Annotated in this window: 23 protein-coding genes; 12 read left to right on the top strand and 11 right to left on the bottom strand. The window is 35.0% G+C overall.

The window, feature by feature from the left end; all coding sequences use genetic code 11:
- Positions 1–200: 200 nt before the first annotated feature.
- The 4 genes from obgE to hpt all read right to left on the bottom strand — a co-directional run bounded on the left by obgE (position 201) and on the right by hpt (position 3,880).
- Positions 201–1,202 carry a GTPase ObgE gene (gene obgE, locus BMZ76_RS05345; protein WP_091203682.1) on the bottom strand — a complete coding sequence of 334 codons (1,002 nt, stop codon included), beginning with the start codon at positions 1,200–1,202 and terminating at the stop codon, positions 201–203.
- A 65-nt stretch (positions 1,203–1,267) separates the two neighbouring features.
- On the bottom strand, positions 1,268–2,542 hold the full coding sequence (locus BMZ76_RS05350) for a hemolysin family protein (RefSeq protein ID WP_091203683.1): 1,275 nt from the start codon (positions 2,540–2,542) through the stop codon (positions 1,268–1,270).
- Between the two features lie 223 nt (positions 2,543–2,765).
- Entirely contained in the window at positions 2,766–3,338 is a 573-nt protein-coding gene (locus BMZ76_RS05355; RefSeq protein ID WP_091203684.1) for an adenylate kinase, read from the bottom strand.
- 11 nt (positions 3,339–3,349) lie between these two features.
- A complete protein-coding gene (gene hpt, locus BMZ76_RS05360; RefSeq protein WP_091203685.1) occupies positions 3,350–3,880 on the bottom strand; it encodes a hypoxanthine phosphoribosyltransferase in 531 nt (176 codons plus the stop codon).
- Between the two features lie 216 nt (positions 3,881–4,096).
- Between hpt and BMZ76_RS05365 the strand changes: the two genes are divergently transcribed.
- Together BMZ76_RS05365 and purE are read left to right on the top strand one after the other, a co-directional pair.
- Positions 4,097–5,254: a 5-(carboxyamino)imidazole ribonucleotide synthase gene (locus BMZ76_RS05365; protein WP_091203686.1), complete on the top strand. Its 1,158-nt coding sequence runs from the start codon at positions 4,097–4,099 to the stop codon at positions 5,252–5,254.
- A gap of 56 nt (positions 5,255–5,310) precedes the next feature.
- Positions 5,311–5,793, top strand: a complete 483-nt coding sequence (gene purE, locus BMZ76_RS05370) for a 5-(carboxyamino)imidazole ribonucleotide mutase (protein ID WP_091203687.1) — start codon at positions 5,311–5,313, stop codon at positions 5,791–5,793.
- Between the two features lie 47 nt (positions 5,794–5,840).
- Here purE and BMZ76_RS05375 read toward each other — a convergent pair whose 3' ends face one another.
- Positions 5,841–6,512 (bottom strand): hypothetical protein, encoded by a 672-nt coding sequence (locus BMZ76_RS05375; RefSeq protein WP_091203688.1) that lies wholly within the window; start codon positions 6,510–6,512, stop codon positions 5,841–5,843.
- 224 nt (positions 6,513–6,736) lie between these two features.
- Here BMZ76_RS05375 and BMZ76_RS05380 point away from each other — a divergent pair, with 224 nt between their 5' ends.
- The 3 genes from BMZ76_RS05380 (at position 6,737) to BMZ76_RS05390 (ending at position 10,022) form a co-directional block, all read left to right on the top strand.
- The gene (locus tag BMZ76_RS05380; RefSeq protein WP_091203689.1) at positions 6,737–8,764 is read left to right on the top strand and encodes a M3 family metallopeptidase; all 2,028 of its coding nucleotides are present in this window, start codon (positions 6,737–6,739) and stop codon (positions 8,762–8,764) included.
- 89 nt (positions 8,765–8,853) lie between these two features.
- On the top strand, positions 8,854–9,567 hold the full coding sequence (locus BMZ76_RS05385) for a YqjF family protein (RefSeq protein WP_091203690.1): 714 nt from the start codon (positions 8,854–8,856) through the stop codon (positions 9,565–9,567).
- Entirely contained in the window at positions 9,567–10,022 is a 456-nt protein-coding gene (locus tag BMZ76_RS05390; RefSeq protein ID WP_091203691.1) for an SRPBCC family protein, read from the top strand. Before BMZ76_RS05385 ends, BMZ76_RS05390 begins: the two co-directional genes overlap by 1 nt.
- A gap of 43 nt (positions 10,023–10,065) precedes the next feature.
- Here BMZ76_RS05390 and BMZ76_RS05395 read toward each other — a convergent pair whose 3' ends face one another.
- Positions 10,066–11,181 carry an ATP-binding protein gene (locus tag BMZ76_RS05395; protein ID WP_091203692.1) on the bottom strand — a complete coding sequence of 372 codons (1,116 nt, stop codon included), beginning with the start codon at positions 11,179–11,181 and terminating at the stop codon, positions 10,066–10,068.
- 125 nt (positions 11,182–11,306) lie between these two features.
- Positions 11,307–12,119, bottom strand: a complete 813-nt coding sequence (locus BMZ76_RS05400) for a UbiA prenyltransferase family protein (protein WP_091203693.1) — start codon at positions 12,117–12,119, stop codon at positions 11,307–11,309.
- A 146-nt stretch (positions 12,120–12,265) separates the two neighbouring features.
- Here BMZ76_RS05400 and gcvP point away from each other — a divergent pair, with 146 nt between their 5' ends.
- From gcvP to BMZ76_RS05430, 6 genes are all read left to right on the top strand, one after another.
- Positions 12,266–15,115, top strand: a complete 2,850-nt coding sequence (gcvP, locus tag BMZ76_RS05405) for an aminomethyl-transferring glycine dehydrogenase (protein WP_091203694.1) — start codon at positions 12,266–12,268, stop codon at positions 15,113–15,115.
- Between the two features lie 272 nt (positions 15,116–15,387).
- Positions 15,388–16,446, top strand: a complete 1,059-nt coding sequence (locus BMZ76_RS05410; RefSeq protein ID WP_091203695.1) for a 3-oxoacyl-ACP synthase III family protein — start codon at positions 15,388–15,390, stop codon at positions 16,444–16,446.
- Positions 16,447–16,681: 235 nt separating this feature from the next.
- Complete coding sequence (locus tag BMZ76_RS05415) at positions 16,682–17,209, top strand: class I SAM-dependent methyltransferase (RefSeq protein WP_091203741.1); 528 nt, start codon at positions 16,682–16,684, stop codon at positions 17,207–17,209.
- Positions 17,206–18,054, top strand: a complete 849-nt coding sequence (locus tag BMZ76_RS05420) for a glycosyltransferase family 2 protein (protein ID WP_091203696.1) — start codon at positions 17,206–17,208, stop codon at positions 18,052–18,054. Before BMZ76_RS05415 ends, BMZ76_RS05420 begins: the two co-directional genes overlap by 4 nt.
- A 79-nt stretch (positions 18,055–18,133) precedes the next feature.
- Positions 18,134–18,883, top strand: coding sequence for an MlaE family ABC transporter permease (locus tag BMZ76_RS05425; RefSeq protein ID WP_091203697.1), 750 nt, complete (start codon positions 18,134–18,136; stop codon positions 18,881–18,883).
- Complete coding sequence (locus BMZ76_RS05430; protein WP_091203698.1) at positions 18,880–19,641, top strand: ABC transporter ATP-binding protein; 762 nt, start codon at positions 18,880–18,882, stop codon at positions 19,639–19,641. Before BMZ76_RS05425 ends, BMZ76_RS05430 begins: the two co-directional genes overlap by 4 nt.
- Positions 19,642–19,798: 157 nt before the next feature.
- Here the strand turns inward: BMZ76_RS05430 and BMZ76_RS05435 are convergent, their stop codons facing one another.
- The 4 genes from BMZ76_RS05435 to BMZ76_RS05450 all read right to left on the bottom strand — a co-directional run bounded on the left by BMZ76_RS05435 (position 19,799) and on the right by BMZ76_RS05450 (position 22,414).
- Entirely contained in the window at positions 19,799–20,461 is a 663-nt protein-coding gene (locus BMZ76_RS05435) for an outer membrane beta-barrel protein (RefSeq protein ID WP_091203699.1), read from the bottom strand.
- Between the two features lie 255 nt (positions 20,462–20,716).
- A complete protein-coding gene (locus BMZ76_RS05440) occupies positions 20,717–21,319 on the bottom strand; it encodes a SprT-like domain-containing protein (protein ID WP_091203700.1) in 603 nt (200 codons plus the stop codon).
- Between the two features lie 33 nt (positions 21,320–21,352).
- The gene (locus tag BMZ76_RS05445) at positions 21,353–21,706 is read right to left on the bottom strand and encodes a four helix bundle protein (RefSeq protein ID WP_091203701.1); all 354 of its coding nucleotides are present in this window, start codon (positions 21,704–21,706) and stop codon (positions 21,353–21,355) included.
- Between the two features lie 30 nt (positions 21,707–21,736).
- Complete coding sequence (locus BMZ76_RS05450) at positions 21,737–22,414, bottom strand: SDR family NAD(P)-dependent oxidoreductase (protein WP_091203702.1); 678 nt, start codon at positions 22,412–22,414, stop codon at positions 21,737–21,739.
- A 130-nt stretch (positions 22,415–22,544) separates the two neighbouring features.
- Here BMZ76_RS05450 and BMZ76_RS05455 point away from each other — a divergent pair, with 130 nt between their 5' ends.
- On the top strand, positions 22,545–23,114 hold the full coding sequence (locus tag BMZ76_RS05455; protein ID WP_091203703.1) for a GNAT family acetyltransferase: 570 nt from the start codon (positions 22,545–22,547) through the stop codon (positions 23,112–23,114).
- Position 23,115 lies beyond the last annotated feature (1 nt).

Raw genomic sequence — 23,115 nt, forward strand, 5'->3', positions numbered from 1 at the left:
TCCAAAATTGCAAAAACCTATTATGGTGACGCAACTAAATTTGATGTTATTATTGAAGTTAATAAACCAATGCTTTCTGATCCAGATAAAATATATCTAGGACAGGTTTTGAGAATTCCAAATCTGTAATTAATATCAATAAAAAGGGCTTCAAAAATTTGAAGCCCTTTTTTTATACAAATGGTACTTTTTAAATACTTTTAGTCATTCAACATTTTCCATAATTTATCTTTCAATTCTGTCAAACCTTGTTGCGCGACAGAGGAAATAAACATATATGGAATATCTTTAAAAGCTATATCTAAGTCTGTTTTTAATTCTGCTTTCAACTCATCATCCAGCATGTCGCATTTAGAAATCACCAACAAACGCTCTTTATCAAGCATTTCAGGATTATACTTCGTTAACTCGTTTACTAAAATATCATATTCAGCTTTTATGTCTGCCGTATCAACAGGAACTAGAAAAAGTAAAGTCGAATTACGCTCAATATGCCGCAAGAAATAATGTCCTAATCCTTTTCCTTCGGCAGCTCCTTCTATAATCCCCGGAATATCCGCAATTACAAAAGATTGAAAATCTCTGTATGCCACAATTCCAAGATTAGGCTTTAAGGTTGTAAAAGGATAGTCCGCAATTTTTGGTTTAGCTGATGTCAATACTGACAACAACGTTGATTTTCCAGCATTAGGAAAACCTACCAAACCTACATCAGCAAGCACCTTTAATTCTAAAATTACATCCATTTCTACTCCAGGTAAACCAGGTTGCGAGTATCTGGGAGTTTGGTTTGTTGAACTTCTAAAATGCCAGTTCCCAAGACCTCCTTTTCCACCTCGAGATAAAATTTGTTTTTCACCATCATCGGTGATTTCAAATAATATTTCTCCGGTTTCTTTGTCTTTTACAACAGTCCCCAATGGTACTTCAATGTATTTGTCATCTCCATCAGCACCTGTACTTCGATCTCCACTTCCATCTCCACCATTTCCAGCTTTGATGTGTCGGGCAAATTTTAAGTGAAACAATGTCCAAAGACCTTTATTTCCCACTAAATATACATGGCCTCCACGACCACCATCACCACCGTCAGGTCCACCTTTTTCAATAAATTTCTCTCTGTGCAAGTGCGTAGATCCTTTTCCTCCTTTACCGGATGAAACATATATTTTAACATAATCTACAAAATTCCCTTCTGTCATTTTTTTTAATTTCAGATTTCAGGTTTCAGCTTGAATAAATTCAAACTTCCAACTTACATCTATTTTTATAATTTAATCGCCTTCACCATCACTTTATCAATCTTCACGCCATCCATATCGATAACTTCTAATTCAAATTTCTGCCAAATTAATTTCTCCCCTTGTTTTGGAATATGAGAGAGCTCTGTCATTATTAATCCACTCACGGTTGTTACCTCATAATCATTGATTAATTCATCTAATTCAAAGTATGTCAAGAAATCGTGCAACGAATAATGTCCGTCAACTAACCACGTTCCATCTTCTCTTTCTATTAACTGAAAATCATCTTTATAAAAATCAGAAGCATCACCTACCAAAGCTTCCAGAATATCATTCAACGTTATTACACCTTGAAAAACGCCATATTCATCAGAGACAAATGCGTAATGTATTCCTGTTTTTTTGAAATCCTCTAAAGCTACATAAGCTGTCGTTTGCTCCATCATGAAAGGAGCTTCGGTCATGATATCTGCTAAATTGAAATTTTCATTTTCAAAATGTGCAAAAATATTTTTTAGATTAACAACCCCAACAATATCATCATAGTTTTCGCCATAAACCGGATAAATTGAATGCAGTTCTTTAAGCATAAATTCCTTAACCTGGTCTTTATTTGAATGTAATGGCAAAAACATCACTGATTTTCTGTGAGTCATCAAAGAGTTTATTTTTCTGTCGCCAATATGAAAAACACGCTCCACAATATCTTGTTCTATCTCCTGAACTTCACCGCCTTCAGTTCCTTCTTTGATAATCGCTTTTATTTCTTCCTCAGTAACTTTTCCGTCTGCTGTTGGTTTTATTTGCAAAATTTTTAATAAAAAATCAGTTGAATAAGTTAACAACCAGATAAAAGGCGCAGTGATTATTGACACAATTTTCATAGGCAACGCCACTGCTTTTGCAATAGCTTCCGGATGGTTGAGTCCAATTCTTTTTGGCAACAATTCACCCAAAACCAGCGAGAAAAAAGTTAATATCACAACAACTAAACCCACTGCTACAGAATGTGCGTATGGTTTTAAAAACTCAAAGCCACTTACAAATGTTTCTACATCGACCGTTATTTTGTCTCCACTATAAATACCGGTAAGAATTCCTATCAAAGTAATTCCTATTTGTACGGTTGACAAAAATTTGTTTGGTGAATTCGCTAAATCCAGAGCGATTCTGGCACTTTTATTTCCTTTTTTCGCTGCAGTTTCCAGTCTATTTTTTCGTGCTGAGATCAATGCGATTTCTGACATCGAGAAAACCCCATTTAGCAGTATTAGAAAAAATATTATTACTATTTCCAATTTTTTAATTAATTCGTTTATATCTTGAAATGTGATTCCTAAATTTATCTTTTAGAAAACAGTTGTTTGCCACCTTATCATTTAGCCCTGATGGCAGTGAAAAGCCCAGAGATAAAAAAATTACTTTTTCTTGGCAAAAAAGAGCGACCAAAGGAAGCTCCTTTTATGACTTAGAAAAATATTTTTTTTATCGAGGACTTGTAATGTACAGCTGGAATTGCTCCTATATATTATCAATCACTTTACTTACCCTTTCGGTAATTTCCGCAATTGAACCAATTCCGTTTACTGCATGAAATTTGCCTTGCTCCTGATAATATTCCATTAAAGGAGCCGTTTTTTCATTGTATTCCTGATAGCGATTTCTAATTTTTTCTTCATCTTGATCGTCTATTCTACCACTTGTTTTTCCTCTTTCCAATAATCTCTGGATCAAGATTTCATCATCAGCTTCGAGCGCAATTGTTGCAGCAACATTAGAACCAATTGAAATAAGAAACGCGTCTAATGCTTCGGCTTGTGAGATTGTTCTTGGATATCCGTCAAATAAAATCCCGTTAGTATCCGGATGTTTATTTACCTCATCAATCAACATTTTTGTAGTCAATTCATCCGGCACCAAATCGCCGGCATCCATATACACTCTTGCCTGTTTGCCTAATTCTGTATCGTTTTTCAAATTAAAACGGAACACATCACCAGTGGAAATATGCTTTAATCTATATTTTTCTTTCAAAAACTCTGCTTGAGTTCCTTTACCAGCTCCTGGTTTTCCAAATAAAACAATGTTAGTCATGTGATGTGTAGTTATTCTTTTAGTTTATATACTTCGGGTAAATTTCTTCCTAATCCATTATAATCTAAGCCAAAACCAACAATAAATTTATTTGGAATTCGGATTCCAACGTAATCTATTTTAATGTTTTTAGTGTAGGCTTCCGGTTTGAAAAAAAGCGTCGCTATCTTAAAATGTTTTACATTTTGTTGCTTGAATAATTCTTTCAATTCCACCAACGTGTTACCGGTGTCTACAATATCTTCTATAATAACAACTGAACGTCCAGTCAAATCCTGGTTGAGTCCTATCAATTGTTTCACTTGGTTTGTTGAAGAGGTTCCTTCATAAGAAGCCATTTTTATAAAAGACACTTCACATGGTTTTTTATATAGTTTCATAAAATCAGAAACAACCATAAAAGCACCATTCAAAACACCTACAAATACTGGTATTTCATCAGCAAAATCGTCTTCTATCAGGGCAACCATTTTTGTCAAGGCAAATTCTATTTCTTTAGCAGAAATAAACGGAACAAATTGTTTATCGAGAAGTTGTATCATTATTTTTGTATTTAAAATAATGTGCAAAGATATAGAATTCGGATTTGTGAATTGATACTTGGGCATTAATTTGTATTTTTAAGTAAATTTCATAAAAAAGTACCCTAAAAAGTATTAACAATCACAAAAGTCACAAGGGAAATTCCGAAGAAAATAAAATAGCATTTTCCAATTCAATCATTATAAAGTATCTTTGCTTAAACATACAACTACACAATGAATTATTTTTCTTCTGATTTCAAATTAGGAATTCTCGGTGGCGGACAGCTGGGCAAAATGCTGTTGTTTGATACCCGGAAATTCGACATACAAACCTACGTCCTGGATCCAAGTGACCAAGCACCTTGCAAAATTGCCTGTGACCAATTTTTCAAAGGAGACTTAATGGACTTTGAAACGGTTTATAATTTTGGTAAAAAAGTGGACGTTTTGACTTTCGAAATTGAGCTGGTAAATCTGGATGCTTTGGTAAAACTAGAGAAAGAAGGATTGAAAGTATATCCATCGCCAAAAACGTTGAAACTGATTCAAAATAAAGGAATACAGAAAGATTTTTACATTAAACATACTATTCCAACCGCCAATTACAAACGTTTTGACGATCTTAAAAGTCTAGTTGTTTCTATATTGGATTCAAAAACAAAACTGCCGTTTGTATGGAAATGTACCGAATTTGGTTATGATGGAAATGGTGTAAAAGTGATTCGGCATATTTCAGATTTGGATAATTTAGCTAATGTTGAATGCATTGCCGAAGAAATGGTTCCGTTCAAAAATGAATTGGCCGTTATTGTTTGTCGCAATCCTTCCGGTGAAATAAAAACGTATCCTGTCGTGGAAATGGAATTTCATCCGGAAGCCAACCAAGTGGAATATGTGATTTGTCCTGCTCGAATTAACGACAAAGTAGCCGAAAAAGCTCGAGCAATAGCATTGAACGTTTCCGAGAAATTCAATCATGTGGGATTATTAGCCGTTGAAATGTTTCAGACCGAAGATGATGAAATCCTCGTGAATGAAGTGGCTCCACGCCCTCATAATTCGGGTCATTATTCTATTGAAGCCAGTTATACGTCCCAATTTGAAAACCATCTACGTGCTATTCTTGATTTGCCTTTGGGAAATACGGATAGTAAAGTCGCTGGAATTATGGTAAACTTAGTCGGTTCCGCAGGATTTTCTGGAGATGTGATTTATGAAAATATCGAAAAAATATTAGGATGGAATGGTGTAACACCACACATTTACGGGAAGAAACAAACGCGTCCTTTTAGAAAAATGGGACACGTCACCATCGTAAATGAAGACATCAACGAAGCACGAAGAATTGCTGAAGAGGTGAAGAATACGATTCGAGTAATCAGTGGTCAGTAAATAGTAATCCGTGGTCAGTCGCAGTTTGCAACTTTAAACTTTAAACGAAAAAAACAATGAAAGTAGCCGTAATAATGGGAAGCATATCCGATATGCCTATCATGCAAGAAGCCATAGATATCCTAAAAGCATTCGATATAGAAATAGAAGTCGATATCGTTTCGGCACACAGAACACCTGAAAAATTATTTGATTTCAGCCAAAATGCACACACCCGTGGCATATCGGTTGTTATTGCTGGTGCTGGCGGCGCTGCACATTTGCCTGGAATGGTCGCTTCAATGTCGCCACTTCCTGTAATTGGCGTTCCTATAAAATCAAGTAATTCCATTGATGGTTGGGACAGTATTTTGTCCATTCTTCAAATGCCAGGCGGAGTTCCCGTTGCAACAGTTGCGCTTAACGGTGCTAAAAACGCCGGAATTCTTGCCGCTCAAATCATAGGAAGTCACAACAAAAGTGTATTGGAGAAAGTCATTAAATATAAAACAGGATTGAAAGAAGCCGTTAACATCGCTGCTGAAAGTCTCCAAAAATAGAAAAAGCTCCATAACGGAGCTTTTTTAAATTTAAATCCTGTCTTTTATCATTCAGCCTCAGCTGGTATTTCTAAAATCCCTTCAAATTCCGAAGCGATTATATCCTCCTTATTTAACCAATATTCTGAAGTGAGAATGGTATAGTTCAAATTATCCGTAGTTGTCAAATCCCACAAAACATCCTCTGCTTCTGGGAAAGGAGCGTTTTCATTCATCGCGTGATCAAACAATCTTTTGATAAGATTACCATCAGACAATCCTTTGCTCAATAATTTAAGCACATATTCTTTGGTCAATTGAATCTCATTTTCACTTTCTAATGGTGCGATTGTCAGCGTTACGATTGTTGCTTTTGCATTGGGAAACTTTCCATTGTATGCTTTAAAAAGCAATTGATTAATATGAAACAATTTCGCATGCAATCCTATTTCCGGATATTCTTCGCAAACTTTATCCAGAAACATATCATTTGAAATTTGTTGAATTTGACCTTCATTCAAATCTTCTGACAACTTATATTCTAATACGACAACAGCGGCGTCTCTAGGTTCAAAATCGCTTATTGCCATAAACAACAACTCTCTCAAAGTGGAAGGATCAGCATCCGCAGCATCCGGATAATCGAACTTTTCTAACAGTTTGACGTAGTCTTCATTTGTCCAATATTCCTCAATTTCATCTACTGTATTCGCGCTATTTATTGTAATTTGATACTTCATATTTCTTTTACTATTAATTTTATATTCTACTTAATTGTTTCCAAAACCAATCATTTTTTTACAATTTAGGGCTTTATTACTGGTAAACGAAATAAATAACATTTAAATAACACAATTACCTCCGCTATTTTGGACCGAATCAATTGCTTGGATAACCTAGTTTTTTTTATTAAATCCGTACATTTGATATTTTTAAACATGGAATTATTTTATCAAAAATACAAATGAGCATCTTAACCCACCATTTCAATACAAAATACAATACAGCACCTTTTTCGAAAATTAAAAACGAAGATTTCCTTCCCGCTTTCCAAAAAGGAATCGAATTGGCAAAATCCGAAATCGATGCAATTGTACGAAATCCAATAAAACCCACTTTCGAAAACACTATTGAAGCATTGGCATTCAGCGGCGATGTTTTAGACCGAATCTCAAGCATTTTTTTCAATTTGAATTCAGCAGAAACGAATGACGAAATTCAAAAAATCGCTCAGGAAGTTTCCCCGTTATTATCTGAATTTGGAAATGATGTTCGCCTTAATCCTGATTTATTCGCTCGAGTAAAAACCGTTTATGAGCATCGAGAAAAACTAAATCTCAATCCGGAACAAACCACGCTTTTGGACAAAAAATACAAAAGCTTTTCCAGAAACGGAGCAAACTTACCGGAAGACAAAAAGAATCAATTACGAGAAATTGACAAAGAATTATCGAAATTGAGTTTGCAGTTTGGCGAAAATGTATTGGCCGAAACGCAAGCCTATCAATTACATATTACAAACAAAGAAGATTTAGCTGGCTTACCGGAAGGAATTATCGAAGCCGCTCGCTCTTTGGCTAAAAGCCAAGAAAAAGAAGGCTGGGTTTTTACTTTAGATTACCCAAGTTATGTTCCGTTTGTGACGTACGCTGACAATCGCGAATTGCGCAAGAAAATAGTAATTGCTTTTGGTGCCAAAGGTTTTCAAAACAACGAATTTGACAATCAGGAAATCGTATTGAAAATTGCCAAATTGCGTTTTGACAGAGCGCAAGTTTTAGGTTACGGTACTCATGCTCATTTTGTGCTTAAAGAACGAATGGCAGAAAGTCCGGAGAAAGTAAAAACATTCTCGAATGATTTATTGGAAAAAGCCAAACCGGCAGCTTTGAAAGAATTTGCACAATTAAACGCTTTCGCAAAAGAGTTACACGGAATCGAACAACTCGAGAAATGGGACGGCGCCTATTACTCCGAGAAATTGAAGCAGCAATTATTCAACTTGGATGATGAAATACTGAAACCGTATTTTCAATTAGAAAAAGTTTTGGACGGTGCTTTTGCAGTAGCGCAAAAATTATACGGAATCACTTTCGAAGAAATTTACCAAGTAGATAAATACCATGAAGAAGTAAAAACGTACGAAGTAAAAGATGAAAACGCCCAACTGGTTGCTGTTTTTTATGCTGATTTCTTTCCAAGAAAAGGCAAACGAAACGGTGCTTGGATGACTTCTTTTAAATCGCAATATATTAAAAAAGGAATTAACGAAAGACCTCATATTTCTATTGTGTGTAATTTTACGAAACCTACCGAAACAAAACCATCCTTACTAACTTTTAACGAAGTAACAACTTTGTTTCATGAATTTGGTCACGCGTTGCACGGCATGTTAGCCAACACCACGTATCCAAGTTTATCTGGAACCTCTGTGTACTGGGATTTTGTGGAATTACCAAGTCAGATTCTTGAAAACTGGTGTTATGAACCGGAAGCTTTAGCTTTGTTTGCGTATCATTATGAAACTGGCGAAATAATTCCGATGGAATTAGTCCATAAAATTAAAGAAAGCGCGAGTTTCCAGGAAGGAATTGCAACGATGCGTCAATTGAGTTTTGGATTATTAGACATGGCATGGCACGCTGAAGATCCTTCGAACATCAAAGACATAAAAGCTTTTGAAACTGAACAATTTGCAGCCACACAATTGTATCCTGATGTAAAGGAAAATGCAATGAGTACTTCTTTCTCCCACATTTTTCAAGGCGGCTATTCATCCGGTTATTACAGTTATAAATGGGCCGAAGTGCTGGATGCTGACGCTTTTGAATATTTTCAGGAAAAAGGTATTTTCAATAAAGAAGTCGCAACCAAGTTCAAAGAAAACGTACTCTCGAAAGGCGGAACAGAACACCCGATGATTTTGTACAAACGTTTTAGAGGACAAGAACCAAAACCGGAAGCATTATTGAGAAGAGCTGGATTGATTTAATTCTAAATATTATAAAAACCGAAGTAATAGGTTTCGGGTTTTTTGATAGATTTTCAGTATACGTACAAAAAATTAAAATCCAATGAAATATGAGTTTTTTAAAAGCCGAATGGAATAATTTAGCATTGATTAATTACGAAGTCAATCCGGAAATTCTGCAAAAATATGTCCCAAAAGGAACAGAAATAGATTTCTGGAACGGCAAATGTTATGTTAGTTTTATTGGATTCCTATTTGAAAACGTGCGCGTTTTGGGAATGAAAATACCTTTTCATTCTGATTTTGAAGAGGTAAATCTTCGCTTTTATGTGAGACGATTAGAAAATGGAGTATGGAAAAGAGGTGCGGTTTTTATCAGCGAAATTGTTCCAAAACACGCTATTACACTTGTTGCAAATACGTTTTACAATGAGCATTATAGAACGCTACCGATGAAACATACTTTGAAAGTGAATGAAAACTCCAGAGAATTTACGTACCAATGGAAGGTAAACAATAACTGGAATACTATTCATGTAGAAACCAATATAGATCCAGTTACAATTGAACCCGATTCCGAAGCTGAGTTTATCACGGAGCATTATTTTGGCTATACCAAAATTAACGAAAATGCAACTTTTGAATACCAAGTCACGCATCCCAGATGGCAACAATTTGAAGTAATTAAGAACGAGTCAGTAATTGATTTTGAAGGTGTTTACGGAAAAGAATTTGCTTTTATCAAGGATTTAAAACCTACATCTGTATTTCTGGCCATTGGCTCAAAAATTACAATTGAAGACAAACGAAAAATACAAATGTAATGACCAAAATAAAAATTAGGACCAAAATAAAAGCTCCCATACAAACTGTTTTTGACATTTCCAGAGACATCGATTTTCACCAAAAATCTGCCAGTCCTACAAACGAAACAGCCATTGACGGAGTCACTTCTGGATTGATAAATTACAACCAAACGGTGACTTGGCGCGGGAAACATTTTGGTTTTTATCTGACGCACAAAAGCCGAATAACAGCAATGAATCAGTATGATTATTTTGTGGATGAGATGGAGGAAGGAAAATTCAAATCCTTCCGACATGAACATATTTTTTACGAAAAAAATGGACTAACCGTAATGAAAGACAAAGTATTTTACGAAGTTCCCTATGGTATCTTTGGTGAATTGTTTGATTTTTTGTTTCTAAAAAATCACATGATTAATTTTATTCTCGAAAGAAACAAAGTATTGAAAGCTTTTTCTGAAAGTAAGCAATGACAACCAGTAAACAATAGGGATGTTTACAGCCAAAAAAATAACATTATTTCAAAAATTCCCTGAAATTCTCTTTACTTATTACTAGAAAACTTGGTTGATAGGCATCTTGAAATGATTTGGGTAATTTGGTTTTTTTATTTGAAGACCATTTAAATTCAAAAGCACTTACCGCATCAGCATTAGTTTCGACATAATCTATTTCCTGTTGCTGAGTAGTTCTCCAAAAATAAGGTTTTGACAAACTTTGGGTATAAGAAAGCTTCTTAAGTCGCTCCGAAACTAAAAAATTTTCCCATATAGCGCCTTTGTCTTGACGAAATTCTAAAGAATTGAAATTTCCAATCAACATATTTCGAACACCATTGTCGTAGAAATAGATTTTTCTATTCGCTTTTATTTCATTTCTTAAGTTTTTACTAAAACTATTCAATCTGAAAATTACAAAAGCTTTCTCCAGCAAATCTATATAATTATTAACTGTATTTTTATCCACACCAACTAATTGTGCAATTTCATTATAGCTGACCTCACTGCCAACCTGAAAGGCCAATGCCTGTAAAATTTTCTCTAAAACTTCTGATTTCCTAATGCCCGCTAAGCTCAAAACATCTTTAAATAAGTAACTGGAAACAAGATTTTTTAAAATTTCATATTCATTCCCAAAGTTGTTTATGACATCAGGATACATTCCATAAAGCAACCGCAACTCCAATTGTTGTTGCGCTTTTATAAACCCTACATTACTTTCAAATTCACTCCATGAAATGGGGTACAATCGGTATTCAAATTTTCGACCAGTCAATGGCTCTTGGGTAACATGATTAATATCAAAAGCTGAAGAGCCGCTAACAATTACATGTACATTTTTGATTTGATCAACAATAATCTTTAATTTCAAACCAATATTAGGAATGCGTTGCACCTCATCAATAAAGACATATTTATAATTCGCAATAATATTTTTTAAGGTTTCTGTATTTGCATTTGCTAAAGTATCTGACACAACTGCATCATCGCCATCAAGAAACAGAAACGGAATATCTCTCAACAAAGAATTCACCAATGTAGTTTTACCTACTTGACGCGGGCCTATCAAGACGATAACTTTTCCTTTATCTAAATTATTCTTTATTACTGGGGTTAAATCTCTAACAATCATGACTGTGAATTTTATTCAAATATACTACTAATATATCCTATTCACCAAATTAATACTATTATTGGTGAACGTATTCACCAAATTAATACTATTATTGGTGAACGTATTCACCAATTAAGTGCTTTTTAAAATAATAAAAGTAACAACCACCAAACTATTGGAATGCTTTCTACGCAAAAAGAAGTGTAATATTTTGATCGTTTTTCATTGGCAAAAATCAAAAATAATGAAATCATCAGTACTAAAATGAAGTTTACAATCAATTGATCTTTATCTAAATTACTTTTAAAAAACTCCAAAAAATAAAACGGAATCAAAAGTATCGATCCCAATATTTTGGTATGCTTTACTCCTATTTGTTGCGGAACGGTTTTAAGATGCGGATCATCATATTCCAAATCAATGATTTCAAAAATCAGAACTAACACGAAAATCAGGATAAAGCGCTGCACGAATTTTAAATAAAAGTCTGGAGTAACTGGTATTTCCGAATCTAAAATTGGTAATCCCAACGTGACGCCCACCCAACACAACGCCACAATATAAATTTTGACACCAGCCCAATTCCTCGCGTTTTTCTTGTTCGGAAAAAAGGGAAGCGTATACAGCAATGTAATACTCAAAAACGCAATGGCAACAATTTGGGTAACGCGTTCCAGCTGAAAAAAATAAAAGCCAACCAAAATAAACGAACAAAAACTGAACAAAGTAATTATTTTAAGTTCCTTCCGCATTTGTATTTTTTTGGCCCGAGCCAAAGCATCATATTTTACAAAATTATATCCTACAATGGTACCAAAAAAAGCAAAGTTAGCAACTGCATCACCTTCAGGAATGTGGAACATATATTGCGTCATTCGCACCAAGGCGTAACACGACAAACCCACGTGAATACTACCATTTAAATAAAAATTGAATATTAGTTTAAAAAACCTCATTAGACAAAATTAATCAAAGTGTTAATAAGAACGGCTTTTAGTTGAAAAATTCACAGAAAATCAAGTTAAAAAAGGCAATTAATAGCATATTAATATTTAATTTTACAGCCTTTAAAACTAGAAACACACAACCCATTTTATATACAATGAAAACAGACGCTTTTGCATTAAGACACATTGGCCCAAGAGAAAATGATCTAGAACACATGTTGAAGACAATTGGGGCAGGAACACTGGAACAATTGATTCAAGAAACGATTCCCAGTGACATTCGTTTAAAATCTGATTTAGATTTAGAACCTGCAATGACCGAATATGAGTTTGCAAATCACATCCAGAAATTAGGGAATAAAAATAAAGTTTTTCAATCGTACATTGGTTTAGGATACAATGCCGCCATTATTCCTGCGGTGATCCAAAGAAATGTTTTCGAAAACCCGGGATGGTACACTGCTTACACACCGTATCAAGCCGAAATCGCGCAAGGTCGTCTGGAAGCAATTCTGAATTTCCAAACGATGGTTATCGAATTGACCGGAATGGAAATCGCGAATGCTTCTTTATTGGATGAAGGAACTGCCGCTGCAGAAGCAATGGCATTACTTTTTGACGTTCGTTCTCGTGACCAAAAGAAAAAAAATATCAATAAATTCTTTGTTTCTGAAGAAATATTACCTCAAACTTTATCGGTTTTACAAACACGTTCAACGCCAATTGGAGTTAAATTAGTAGTTGGAAATCATGAAACATTTGATTTTTCATCGGAATATTTTGGAGCAATCCTTCAATATCCAGGGAAATTTGGACAAGTGTATGATTATGCTGCATTTATCGCGAAAGCTGCTGAAAACGAGATAAAAGTAGCTGTTGCCGCTGATATTTTGAGTTTAGTAAAACTAACTCCTCCAGGCGAAATGGGCGCTGCAGTTGTTCTTGGAACAACACAACGTTTCGGAATTCCGTTAGGTTATGGTGGTCCACACGCTGCTTATTTCGCTACAAAAGACGAATACAAAAGAAGCATGCCAGGAAGAATCATCGGTGTAACCGTTGATACTGATGGAAATCGCGCTTTGCGTATGGCGTTACAAACCCGCGAGCAACACATTAAACGTGATAAAGCAACATCAAATATTTGTACGGCTCAGGTTTTATTGTCAGTAATGGCAGGAATGTATGCCGTTTATCATGGTCCAAAAGGCTTGCAATACATCGCTGATAAAGTACACGCTTCGGCAGCGACATTGGCAAACGCTTTAGAAAAATCAGGTTATAAACAAACCAACACCGCTTTTTTTGATACAATAGTTGTAAAGGCTGATGCCAAAAAAGTAAAAACAATTGCTGAAGAAAACGAAATTAATTTCTATTACATTGACGATAATACGATTTCAATTTCTCTAAACGAGACAACAAGTATTACCGATTTAAATAAAATCATTGCTGTTTTCGCTTCCGCAAATGGTACTGCGGTAAACACCATTAAAAGTTTATCCGAAACCAATCATTTTCCTGAAAACGTAAACAGAACATCAACGTTTTTACAACACGATGTCTTCAATAAACATCACTCAGAAACAGCTTTGATGCGTTACATCAAAATGTTAGAAAGAAAAGATTTAGCGTTGAATCATTCCATGATTTCATTAGGGTCTTGTACCATGAAACTGAATGCCGCATCAGAAATGTTACCTTTGAGCATGGCACAATGGAATAACATTCATCCGTTTGCACCGCTTGACCAGGCACAAGGATACCAGGAAATGTTGGCTAAATTAGAACATCAGCTAAACGTCATTACTGGTTTTGCAGGAACAACATTACAACCTAATTCAGGTGCTCAAGGAGAATACGCCGGATTAATGGTAATTCGTGCGTACCACCAATCAAGAGGAGATCACCATAGAAATATTGCTTTAATCCCATCATCAGCTCACGGAACAAACCCGGCTTCGGCAGCGATGGCCGGAATGAAAGTTGTGGTTACTAAAACATTGGAGAACGGAAATATCGACGTGGAAGATTTACGTGAAAAAGCACTTTTGCACGCAGCCAATCTTTCTTGTTTAATGGTAACCTATCCTTCAACTCACGGTGTTTTTGAAAGCGCGATTAAAGAAATTACACAATTGATTCACGATAACGGTGGGCAAGTCTATATGGATGGTGCCAACATGAACGCCCAAGTTGGATTAACAAATCCTGCAACTATTGGTGCTGACGTTTGTCACCTGAACTTACACAAAACATTCGCTATTCCTCACGGAGGAGGTGGACCAGGAGTAGGACCAATTTGTGTTGCTCCACAATTAGTACCATTTTTACCTACTAACCCAATAATTCCAACAGGTGGAGAAAACGCTATTACGGCAATTTCTGCAGCACCTTGGGGATCAGCATTAGTTTGCTTAATCTCTTACGGATATATCTGCATGCTTGGTGCCGAAGGCTTGAAACAATCCACTGAATATGCAATTTTAAACGCAAATTATATCAAGGAGAAATTAAACGGTCATTACGATACGTTATACTCTGGAGAAATGGGTCGTGCAGCACACGAAATGATTTTAGAATGTCGCCCTTTTAAACAAAAAGGAATTGAAGTGACAGATATTGCAAAACGTTTAATGGATTATGGATTTCATGCTCCAACGGTTTCCTTTCCTGTTGCCGGAACTTTAATGATTGAACCTACTGAAAGTGAAAACTTAGAAGAGCTAGATCGTTTTTGTGACGCTATGATTGCGATACGAAAAGAAATTGAAACTGCTACAATAGACAATCCAAATAATATATTGAAAAATGCGCCACATACCTTGATGATGGCTACAACTGATAACTGGAATTTTCCATACACACGTGAAGCAGCAGCATTTCCTTTAGAATACATTGCCGAGAATAAATTCTGGCCTACTGTTCGTAGAGTAGATGAAGCGTATGGCGACAGAAATTTAGTTTGCTCTTGCGCTCCAATTGAAGCCTACATGGAAAGCTAATTTACTACTTAAAATGTCTCGAGAAATCGAGACATTTTTTTTACTATTAAAAAACAAAAAATACTTTAAAAATTTTAAACTAAAAAAACGTTAATTATTGATCAGGAGATTTAAGAAATAAAAATCATATCAAAACTTTCAATTCATAATAAAATAATCAATATTTTTGCCAATAAATTATTATTTCGCAATTATATGCATGCATAGTAAATTTTGTGACTGTAGTAATTTTATAATGATTAAATTAGCCTTAAATTTGGAAAATTAACGCAATGAGAATAAAAATAGCTGGAATAGGAAGTTATATTCCTGAGAAAAAAGTAAGTAATACTGACTTTGGCGAACATGTTTTTTTGAATGAAGATGGAACCGCCTTTGCTTATCCTAACGAGGTAGTAATTAAAAAGTTTAAGGGCATCACTGGAATCGAACACAGGCGTTATGCGGAAGACCATTTAAATTCTTCTGATTTGGCTTTTTTTGCTTCTCAAAAAGCCATACAAAATGCTGGAATCGATCCGGAAACTATAGACTACATTATATTTGCACACAACTTTGGCGATGTAAAACACGGAACAATTCAATCTGATATGCTTCCTAGTTTAGCCACCCGCGTCAAAAATAAATTACAAATAAAAAATCCAAAATGTGTCGCTTACGATATCCTTTTTGGCTGTCCCGGTTGGATCGAAGGAGTACTTCAAGCTAATGCGTTCATCAAATCCGGAATGGCAAAACGTTGTTTAGTTATAGGTTCTGAAACCCTTTCTAGAGTGGTAGATGCGCACGACAGGGATTCTATGATTTATTCAGACGGAGCCGGCGCTTCTATTATTGAAGCTTCAGATGACGAAAGTGGAATGCTAGCTTATGAAAGTGCAACGTATGCAAATGACGAAGCGGGGTATCTATTCTTCGGAAAATCATACAATCCTGATTTAGATCCAGATACTCGCTACATAAAAATGTACGGACGCAAAATATATGAATTCGCATTAAATCAAGTTCCGGCAGCCATGAAAAGTTGTTTGGACAAAAGCGGACTTGGCATTGACGATGTGAAAAAAATTCTAATCCATCAGGCCAACGAGAAAATGGATGAAGCGATAATCCAACGTTTTTATAAATTATACGATAGATCTGTTCCTAAAGACATTATGCCCATGAGCATCCATGAACTGGGAAACAGCAGTGTGGCTACTGTCCCAACGCTTTTTGACTTATTAATTCGCGGCGAAATCGAAAATCAAACAATACACAAAGGTGATGTAATGATTTTCGCTTCTGTTGGAGCAGGAATGAATATCAATGCCTTTATATATAGATATTAATTCTTTTAGGAATATGTCATTCAAGAGCTAATCCGGCTGTACATTACAATTCCTCACTACAAAACTTGTTTTTCTAAGGTGCAAGAAAGCTTCTTTTAGTCGCTTTTTGTACCTTGAAAAACTACATTCTGAAGTTCCGGGATTTTCATTCCCATCCGGGCTAAAAAACAATGCCAAAAAACACATTTATTACTATATTTGTGCCTTTGTGCCCTTGCGGCAAAATCCAAAAAACATGTACGAAAAAACGTTTCCCAATAAAAGATTCAAACACACTTTAGAATTCCTAAAAAAACATGTCTCAACGTCAGAGACCATATTAGATTTAGGTGTTGAAAATCCTTTTTCTAAAATCATGAAATCCGAGGGATTTTCAGTTTCTAATACAACCGGAGAAGATTTAGATTTGGATCAGTCCGTATTTTCAAATGAAAAAAAGGATGTGGTTACCGCTTTCGAAATTTTTGAACATTTACTGAATCCTTTTCCCATTTTGAGTGAAATCAAATCTGATAAACTTTTTATTTCTATTCCATTGCGTTTGTGGTTTTCACCAGCTTACCGCAGTAAAACGGACATGTGGGACAGACATTACCATGAATTTGAAGATTGGCAACTCGATTGGCTTTTGGAGAAAACCGGCTGGAAAATAATCGACAGAAAAAAATGGACCAATCCCGTTAACAAATTTGGTATCCGACCACTACTACGAAAATTCACCAACCGTTATTATATTGTTTACGCTGAAAAAATAAAAGAATGAATTATTATATTGTCATTCCGGCGCATAACGAGGAAGCATTTATTACTTTAACTTTAAATTCTTTGATTTCACAAACCGTTTTACCCAAAAAAGTTGTTGTTGTCAATGACAATTCTACGGATAAAACTGCCGAAATCGTAACTGCTTTCGCTAAAGAAAATCCGTTTATAACTTTGGTAAATAAAACCTCCGAAGCGATTCATTTGCCGGGAAGCAAAGTCATTCAGGCTTTTCATAAAGGTTATGAAACATTGGATAAAGAGTATGACGTTATCGTAAAACTGGATGCCGACTTGATTCTACCCAACAATTATTTTGAAACTATCTCAACCATTTTCGAAAAAGATCCTTTGATAGGAATGGCTGGCGGATTTGCTTACATTGAAAAAAACGGCGAATGGATTTTAGAAAATCTTACCGATAAAGACCATATTCGTGGTGCCTTCAAAGCCTACAGAAAAGCATGTTTCGAGCAGATAGGGAATTTAAAACCCGCAATGGGTTGGGATACCGTTGATGAATTATTGTCGAAATTTTATGGATGGAAAGTGGTTACGGATGCTTCATTAATCGTGAAACATTTAAAACCAACTGGAGCAAACTACAACAAAACGGCCCGTTACAAACAAGGTGAGGCATTTTACACTTTAGGTTACGGGTTTCTTATCACTTCCATAGCTTCAGCAAAACTGGCAATGATGAAAAAAAAACCACTACTCTTTTTAGATTACATCAAAGGTTTCTGGAAAGCTAAAGCGGCTAAAACTCCTTTGTTGGTAACAACGGAACAAGCAAAATTCATTCGCAACTATCGGTTGAAAAAAATGAAGGAAAAGCTTTTTTAGCTTTAAAAATCAAAAACTGCTGAATCAAAAGGCATAACTCCTAACATTTTTTGTAATTTAGCCCATAATTGAAAAACTTATGATGCTCACCCGCTATATAACGCAAATAGGAAGATACTTCCTAATGCTAAAAGAAATTTTCAACAAACAGACAAAATGGTCTGTAATGAAAAATCTAATTTTTAAAGAAATTGATGATTTGATTATCGGTTCTTTAGGTATTGTTGCCTTCATTTCTTTCTTCGTTGGGGGAGTTGTTGCCATTCAAACGGCACTTAATTTAACTAATCCTTTAATTCCAAAATACCTTATTGGTTTTGCTACGAGACAATCAGTAGTATTAGAGTTTGCTCCCACTTTTATCTCCGTTATTATGGCTGGAAAAATGGGATCATTTATCACCTCCAGTATAGGTACAATGCGGGTTACGGAACAAATCGACGCCTTAGAAGTGATGGGAGTAAATTCCTTAAACTACCTTGTTTTCCCTAAAATAATAGCGTTGTTACTATACCCGTTCCTGATAGGAATCGCAATGTTCTTGGGAGTTTTGGGCGGTTGGATGGCTGGAGTATATGGCGGTTTTATCTCAAGCGCTGAGTTTATAAATGGAACCCAAATGGATTTTATTCCGTTTCATATTGTTTACGCTTTTATCAAAACATTAATTTTTGCGATGCTATTAGCCACAATCCCTTCTTTTCATGGTTATTACATGAAAGGTGGCGCACTCGAGGTAGGTAAAGCCAGCACTGTATCATTTGTTTGGACATCGGTTTCCATAATACTTTTCAATTATATATTAACACAGTTGTTACTAGGATCATGATAGAAGTAAAAAATATAGAAAAATCATTTGGCGGAAACAAAATTCTTAAGGGTATTTCAACGGTTTTTGAAACTGGAAAAACGAATTTAATAATTGGACAAAGTGGTTCCGGAAAAACCGTTTTGCTTAAAAGTCTTTTAGGCATTCATACTCCAGAATCTGGAACTATTTCATTTGATGGACGAATTTACTCCGAATTAAATCCGGATGAGAAACGAGAATTACGAACTGAAATCGGAATGGTTTTTCAAGGAAGCGCTTTGTTTGATTCCATGACTGTGGCTGAAAATGTTGGATTTCCGTTACGAATGTTCACCAAAGACAATAATAAAAAAATTCAGGAGCGCGTTGACTTTGTATTAAAAAGAGTTGATCTAACAGAAGCACACAAAAAATTACCTTCGGAAATTTCTGGAGGAATGCAAAAACGCGTTGCTATTGCCCGCGCCATTGTAAACAATCCCAAATACTTATTTTGTGATGAACCTAATTCTGGTTTAGATCCCAATACAGCTATTTTGATTGATAATCTTATCAGAGAAATCACCGAAGAATACAACATCACTACGGTTATAAACACGCATGATATGAACTCCGTGATGGAAATTGGAGAGAAAATTCTATTCCTGAAAGATGGTTTAAAAGCCTGGGAAGGAAACAAAGAAGAAATTTTCAGAACCGATAATGAGGCAGTTGTTGCCTTTGTTTATTCTTCAAATTTATTCAAAAAAGTACGGGAAGCGTATTTGAAAGAGTAAAAGCACTCTAAATCAAATGCTCTTTTTTCATTAACAGCAACAATATATTTGACAAAGGTTTAATACGCAACTACGTAATAAAAAATGATTTTTTGCTGACAATGATTTTAGACAAAGATAAATACGACACTAATGATTGTATTTTTCATACATAATTTTAAAGGTTATGTTTTACACCAATATTGATTAGATTATTCATAACATACTGATCATTATCAAAAATAAGCGCTGGTATTTTTGCTTTTCGTCCTCCAAAATAGGTTTCAAAATCAACATAGATAGCAATTTTATTGTTTAAAAAATAATTTAAACCCAATCCTGAATTTGAACTTCCATAATTTTTCGGGTAGTCGCTTTTTAAATTCTCAGAGTAATTGGAATAACTACTTTTGGTTTCAAAACTGTGCGCATACCCCATTTTCAAACTTCCGCTAAAGTTTTTAAAAATTCTAAACTCCCATTTTATAGCTACAGGAATAGAAATAACAGCTCCTTTAAAAATACCGGAATACGCATCGCTACCCAAATCAAACCAACCGCCACTATGTGTATCTGGTTTGTAAAATGAAACTCCGGTTTCAAAATATTTAATTCGTCCACTCAAACTCCAATGCCTCCCCGTGTAATATTCTGCTAAAACTCCTCCCTGAAATGATTTATTGGGGTCGCCTAGCTTGAAAGAGGTTATGGTATTCGAACCCATTTCTGCACCAAAATACCAATTCCCTTTTGGATTGACGATTGCGGTTTCTGCAGTTTCTTGTGCGTTTATCAAAAAAGGTATAAAGATAAATACGAAACAAATGATTGCATTTTTCATATTTCTATTAACTAAAATGATAAAACTTTAGACAATATGAGCATAGTTGCAAATGGGAATCGTAGATTTTTCATAATTGTATTCTTTTATGTGAAGTAGAGACAGCACTGTAAATATAAGATAAAATTTACATAGAATTATCGTAAAAAACCTTTTTCCTTTTAAAGTAGCAAAATAAGCAATTAATAATGAGGTTTTTATAGAATTATTATACATCCCAAAAAGTACTTGAAGCGTATTTGAAAGAGTAAAAAGCTAGCTTGATTTCAACAGTTCCACCTCAGCATTTGGATTAAATAAATACGTTTTTCCAGAACTTATTTCAAGGCATTCAAAACGCTTGGTTCTTACAGCTATTTTCTTGAAAATCTTTCCGTTTTGGATTCGGAAGACACTGCCGTACGGAATTTCGAAAACATAGTTTTTATCGTTTTGTTGGTCAAATTGTTTCAGTGCCAAAGCCAAAGTAGCATCAGTATCGCTGCTGGCTGTTGGATTTTTGAAATGTCTCGCCAACAACGGCAGCAAATGATTCGGAAAGATTTCCGGTCGAATGTAAGGAATCATCAACCGTTGGAACGAATATTTCCACTCGTTTCCATGCGGTTTAATTTGTCTGCCAAATTTTTCAAACGCAACCAAATGTGAAATTTCATGAATTAACGTAATCAAAAACTTGTATTTATTAAGATTTGAATTTACCGTGATTTCATGCTTTCCGTTCAAACCTTTTCGATAATCACCATGACGCGTCTGTCGTTCGTTGACGATCTTAAGATGCACTTGATTGGCAACAATAAGTTCGAAAACGGGTTTTACCGCATGCTCTGGAATGTATCTGGCTAAGGTTTCGCTCAAAACAATTGCAAATTATAAGTTAAGAATTATGAGTTATGAGTTTTTTTTAGAGGTTATTATAATACTTCGTATAATTTTCAAAACTTCATTATTTTGTTGGTAAATCGATTCAAATTCTAACTCAGAAATATAATTGGTTTCTTTTAAAAGTTCTAACCAATAAAGAGATTCATCACATTCTTTCTGGGCTATTGACAACTTATGAATAAAGTCAGGCTTGCTTTGCGCATTTACAGCTTCACGGACATTTGCACCAACTGAAGTAACGGATCGCAAAAATTGTTTACTCATAATATATTCTTTCTTTTCAGCGACCAAGTATTTATAAAAATTCACACCTCTAATTGCCAACTCAAAACTCTTTGTTTTTACAATACTTTCACTCATAATTCATAACTTAAAATTTATAACTCTAAGTTATGGATTTGTAGAAGAAACTTGCAACACTTTGCCGTTGAAATATTTATTCCCTGTCAAAGTAAAATCATAAATATAATTGGCCATTTCACCCGCTGTTATTGGCGCTTGATAACCTGGGAAAGCTTCAGCAAGCATTTCTGTTTGCACAGAACCCAAAGCTAAAACATTGAAAGAAATCCCACGCTCTTTGTATTCTTCAGCTAACAACTCTGACAATGTAATAACGGCTCCTTTACTCGAACTGTAAGCAGCAAGTCCGGCAAACTTCAAACTTCCCTGAATTCCGCCCATAGAACTTATCGTTACCACATGGCTTCCTTTTTGTAAAAAAGGCAAACAAATTCGGGTCAGATTAGCAACCCCAAAAACATTGACTTTATAGATGTTTTCGAAATCTTCCTGAGTGGTTTCTGAAAAAGGTTTCAGCAATAAACTTCCTGCGTTATGAATGACTGCGTCAATTTGTTTCCATGATTTGGAAAGAAAATCAGTTACTTTCACTAATTCAGATTCATTAGATAAATCAACAGAAAGACAGGTTATGTTTTCGTTCCCTAATAAAGCTTGAGGAATTTTTCTGGAAATGGCTAAAACTTGGTGTCCCGCATTGGCAAATTGCAATGCCAACTCAAATCCTATTCCCCTACTCGTTCCTGTGATGATAATATTTTTCATAGAGCAAAAATAAACAAAAACGGTAAAAAGTAATGCTTTACGTAAAGGATTCTTGCTGTAAAAAAAATTAAAGTTTCCTGTAATTTTCCATAATTTTGGTAAAATAAATTAACATCCGAATTCCTAGAAAATGACAGAAAGAATTACATTCGAAATTGCAAAAATGAGTGACATTGATGGCGTATTGGCATTACAGGAATTGTATCTTGTTGCTAATTTATCCGAAGAAGAAAAAGCTTCCGGCTTTGTTACGACGCCATTTACGACTCAACAACTAACCGAAGTTATTCAAAAATCAGAATTGTTTATTGCTAAAGACAATTACAAAATCATTGCTTATGTTTTTTCGGGAAGTTGGGATTTTTTCAAACAATGGCCCATTTTTAATTACATGAGTTCGTTGTTTCCCGAACTGACCTTTTTAGATTTTGACATCACCACAAACAATAGTTTTCAATATGGCCCTATTTGTATTCACAAGAAATATCGTGGAAAAGGATTGATTACGCCGCTGTTCGAATTCATGAGAACACACATGCTTTATAAATACCCATTGGGATTGACTTTCATCAATAAAATTAATATTCCATCCACCAAAGCGCATACCGAAAAACTGAAATGGACCATTATTGGGGATTTTCAATTTAACAATAATGACTATTTAATTTTGGCTTACGATATGAATCAGGCGGTTTCTTAAA

It is taken from the genome of Flavobacterium xueshanense, from assembly GCF_900112975.1.
GTDB classification, from domain to species: Bacteria; Bacteroidota; Bacteroidia; order Flavobacteriales; family Flavobacteriaceae; genus Flavobacterium; species Flavobacterium xueshanense.

Coding starts and splice junctions, on each gene's coding strand:
- BMZ76_RS05375 (WP_091203688.1), bottom strand. CDS start 6,512: ATGAAGTATCAAATTACAATAAATAGCGCGAATACAGTAGATGAAATT.
- BMZ76_RS05455 (WP_091203703.1), top strand. CDS start 22,545: ATGACAGAAAGAATTACATTCGAAATTGCAAAAATGAGTGACATTGAT.
- gcvP (WP_091203694.1), top strand. CDS start 12,266: ATGAAAACAGACGCTTTTGCATTAAGACACATTGGCCCAAGAGAAAAT.
- BMZ76_RS05410 (WP_091203695.1), top strand. CDS start 15,388: ATGAGAATAAAAATAGCTGGAATAGGAAGTTATATTCCTGAGAAAAAA.
- BMZ76_RS05400 (WP_091203693.1), bottom strand. CDS start 12,119: ATGAGGTTTTTTAAACTAATATTCAATTTTTATTTAAATGGTAGTATT.
- BMZ76_RS05390 (WP_091203691.1), top strand. CDS start 9,567: ATGACCAAAATAAAAATTAGGACCAAAATAAAAGCTCCCATACAAACT.
- BMZ76_RS05445 (WP_091203701.1), bottom strand. CDS start 21,706: ATGAGTGAAAGTATTGTAAAAACAAAGAGTTTTGAGTTGGCAATTAGA.
- BMZ76_RS05415 (WP_091203741.1), top strand. CDS start 16,682: ATGTACGAAAAAACGTTTCCCAATAAAAGATTCAAACACACTTTAGAA.
- BMZ76_RS05355 (WP_091203684.1), bottom strand. CDS start 3,338: ATGACTAACATTGTTTTATTTGGAAAACCAGGAGCTGGTAAAGGAACT.
- hpt (WP_091203685.1), bottom strand. CDS start 3,880: ATGATACAACTTCTCGATAAACAATTTGTTCCGTTTATTTCTGCTAAA.
- BMZ76_RS05430 (WP_091203698.1), top strand. CDS start 18,880: ATGATAGAAGTAAAAAATATAGAAAAATCATTTGGCGGAAACAAAATT.
- BMZ76_RS05450 (WP_091203702.1), bottom strand. CDS start 22,414: ATGAAAAATATTATCATCACAGGAACGAGTAGGGGAATAGGATTTGAG.
- BMZ76_RS05435 (WP_091203699.1), bottom strand. CDS start 20,461: ATGAAAAATGCAATCATTTGTTTCGTATTTATCTTTATACCTTTTTTG.
- purE (WP_091203687.1), top strand. CDS start 5,311: ATGAAAGTAGCCGTAATAATGGGAAGCATATCCGATATGCCTATCATG.
- obgE (WP_091203682.1), bottom strand. CDS start 1,202: ATGACAGAAGGGAATTTTGTAGATTATGTTAAAATATATGTTTCATCC.
- BMZ76_RS05420 (WP_091203696.1), top strand. CDS start 17,206: ATGAATTATTATATTGTCATTCCGGCGCATAACGAGGAAGCATTTATT.
- BMZ76_RS05395 (WP_091203692.1), bottom strand. CDS start 11,181: ATGATTGTTAGAGATTTAACCCCAGTAATAAAGAATAATTTAGATAAA.
- BMZ76_RS05380 (WP_091203689.1), top strand. CDS start 6,737: ATGAGCATCTTAACCCACCATTTCAATACAAAATACAATACAGCACCT.
- BMZ76_RS05425 (WP_091203697.1), top strand. CDS start 18,134: ATGATGCTCACCCGCTATATAACGCAAATAGGAAGATACTTCCTAATG.
- BMZ76_RS05385 (WP_091203690.1), top strand. CDS start 8,854: ATGAGTTTTTTAAAAGCCGAATGGAATAATTTAGCATTGATTAATTAC.
- BMZ76_RS05365 (WP_091203686.1), top strand. CDS start 4,097: ATGAATTATTTTTCTTCTGATTTCAAATTAGGAATTCTCGGTGGCGGA.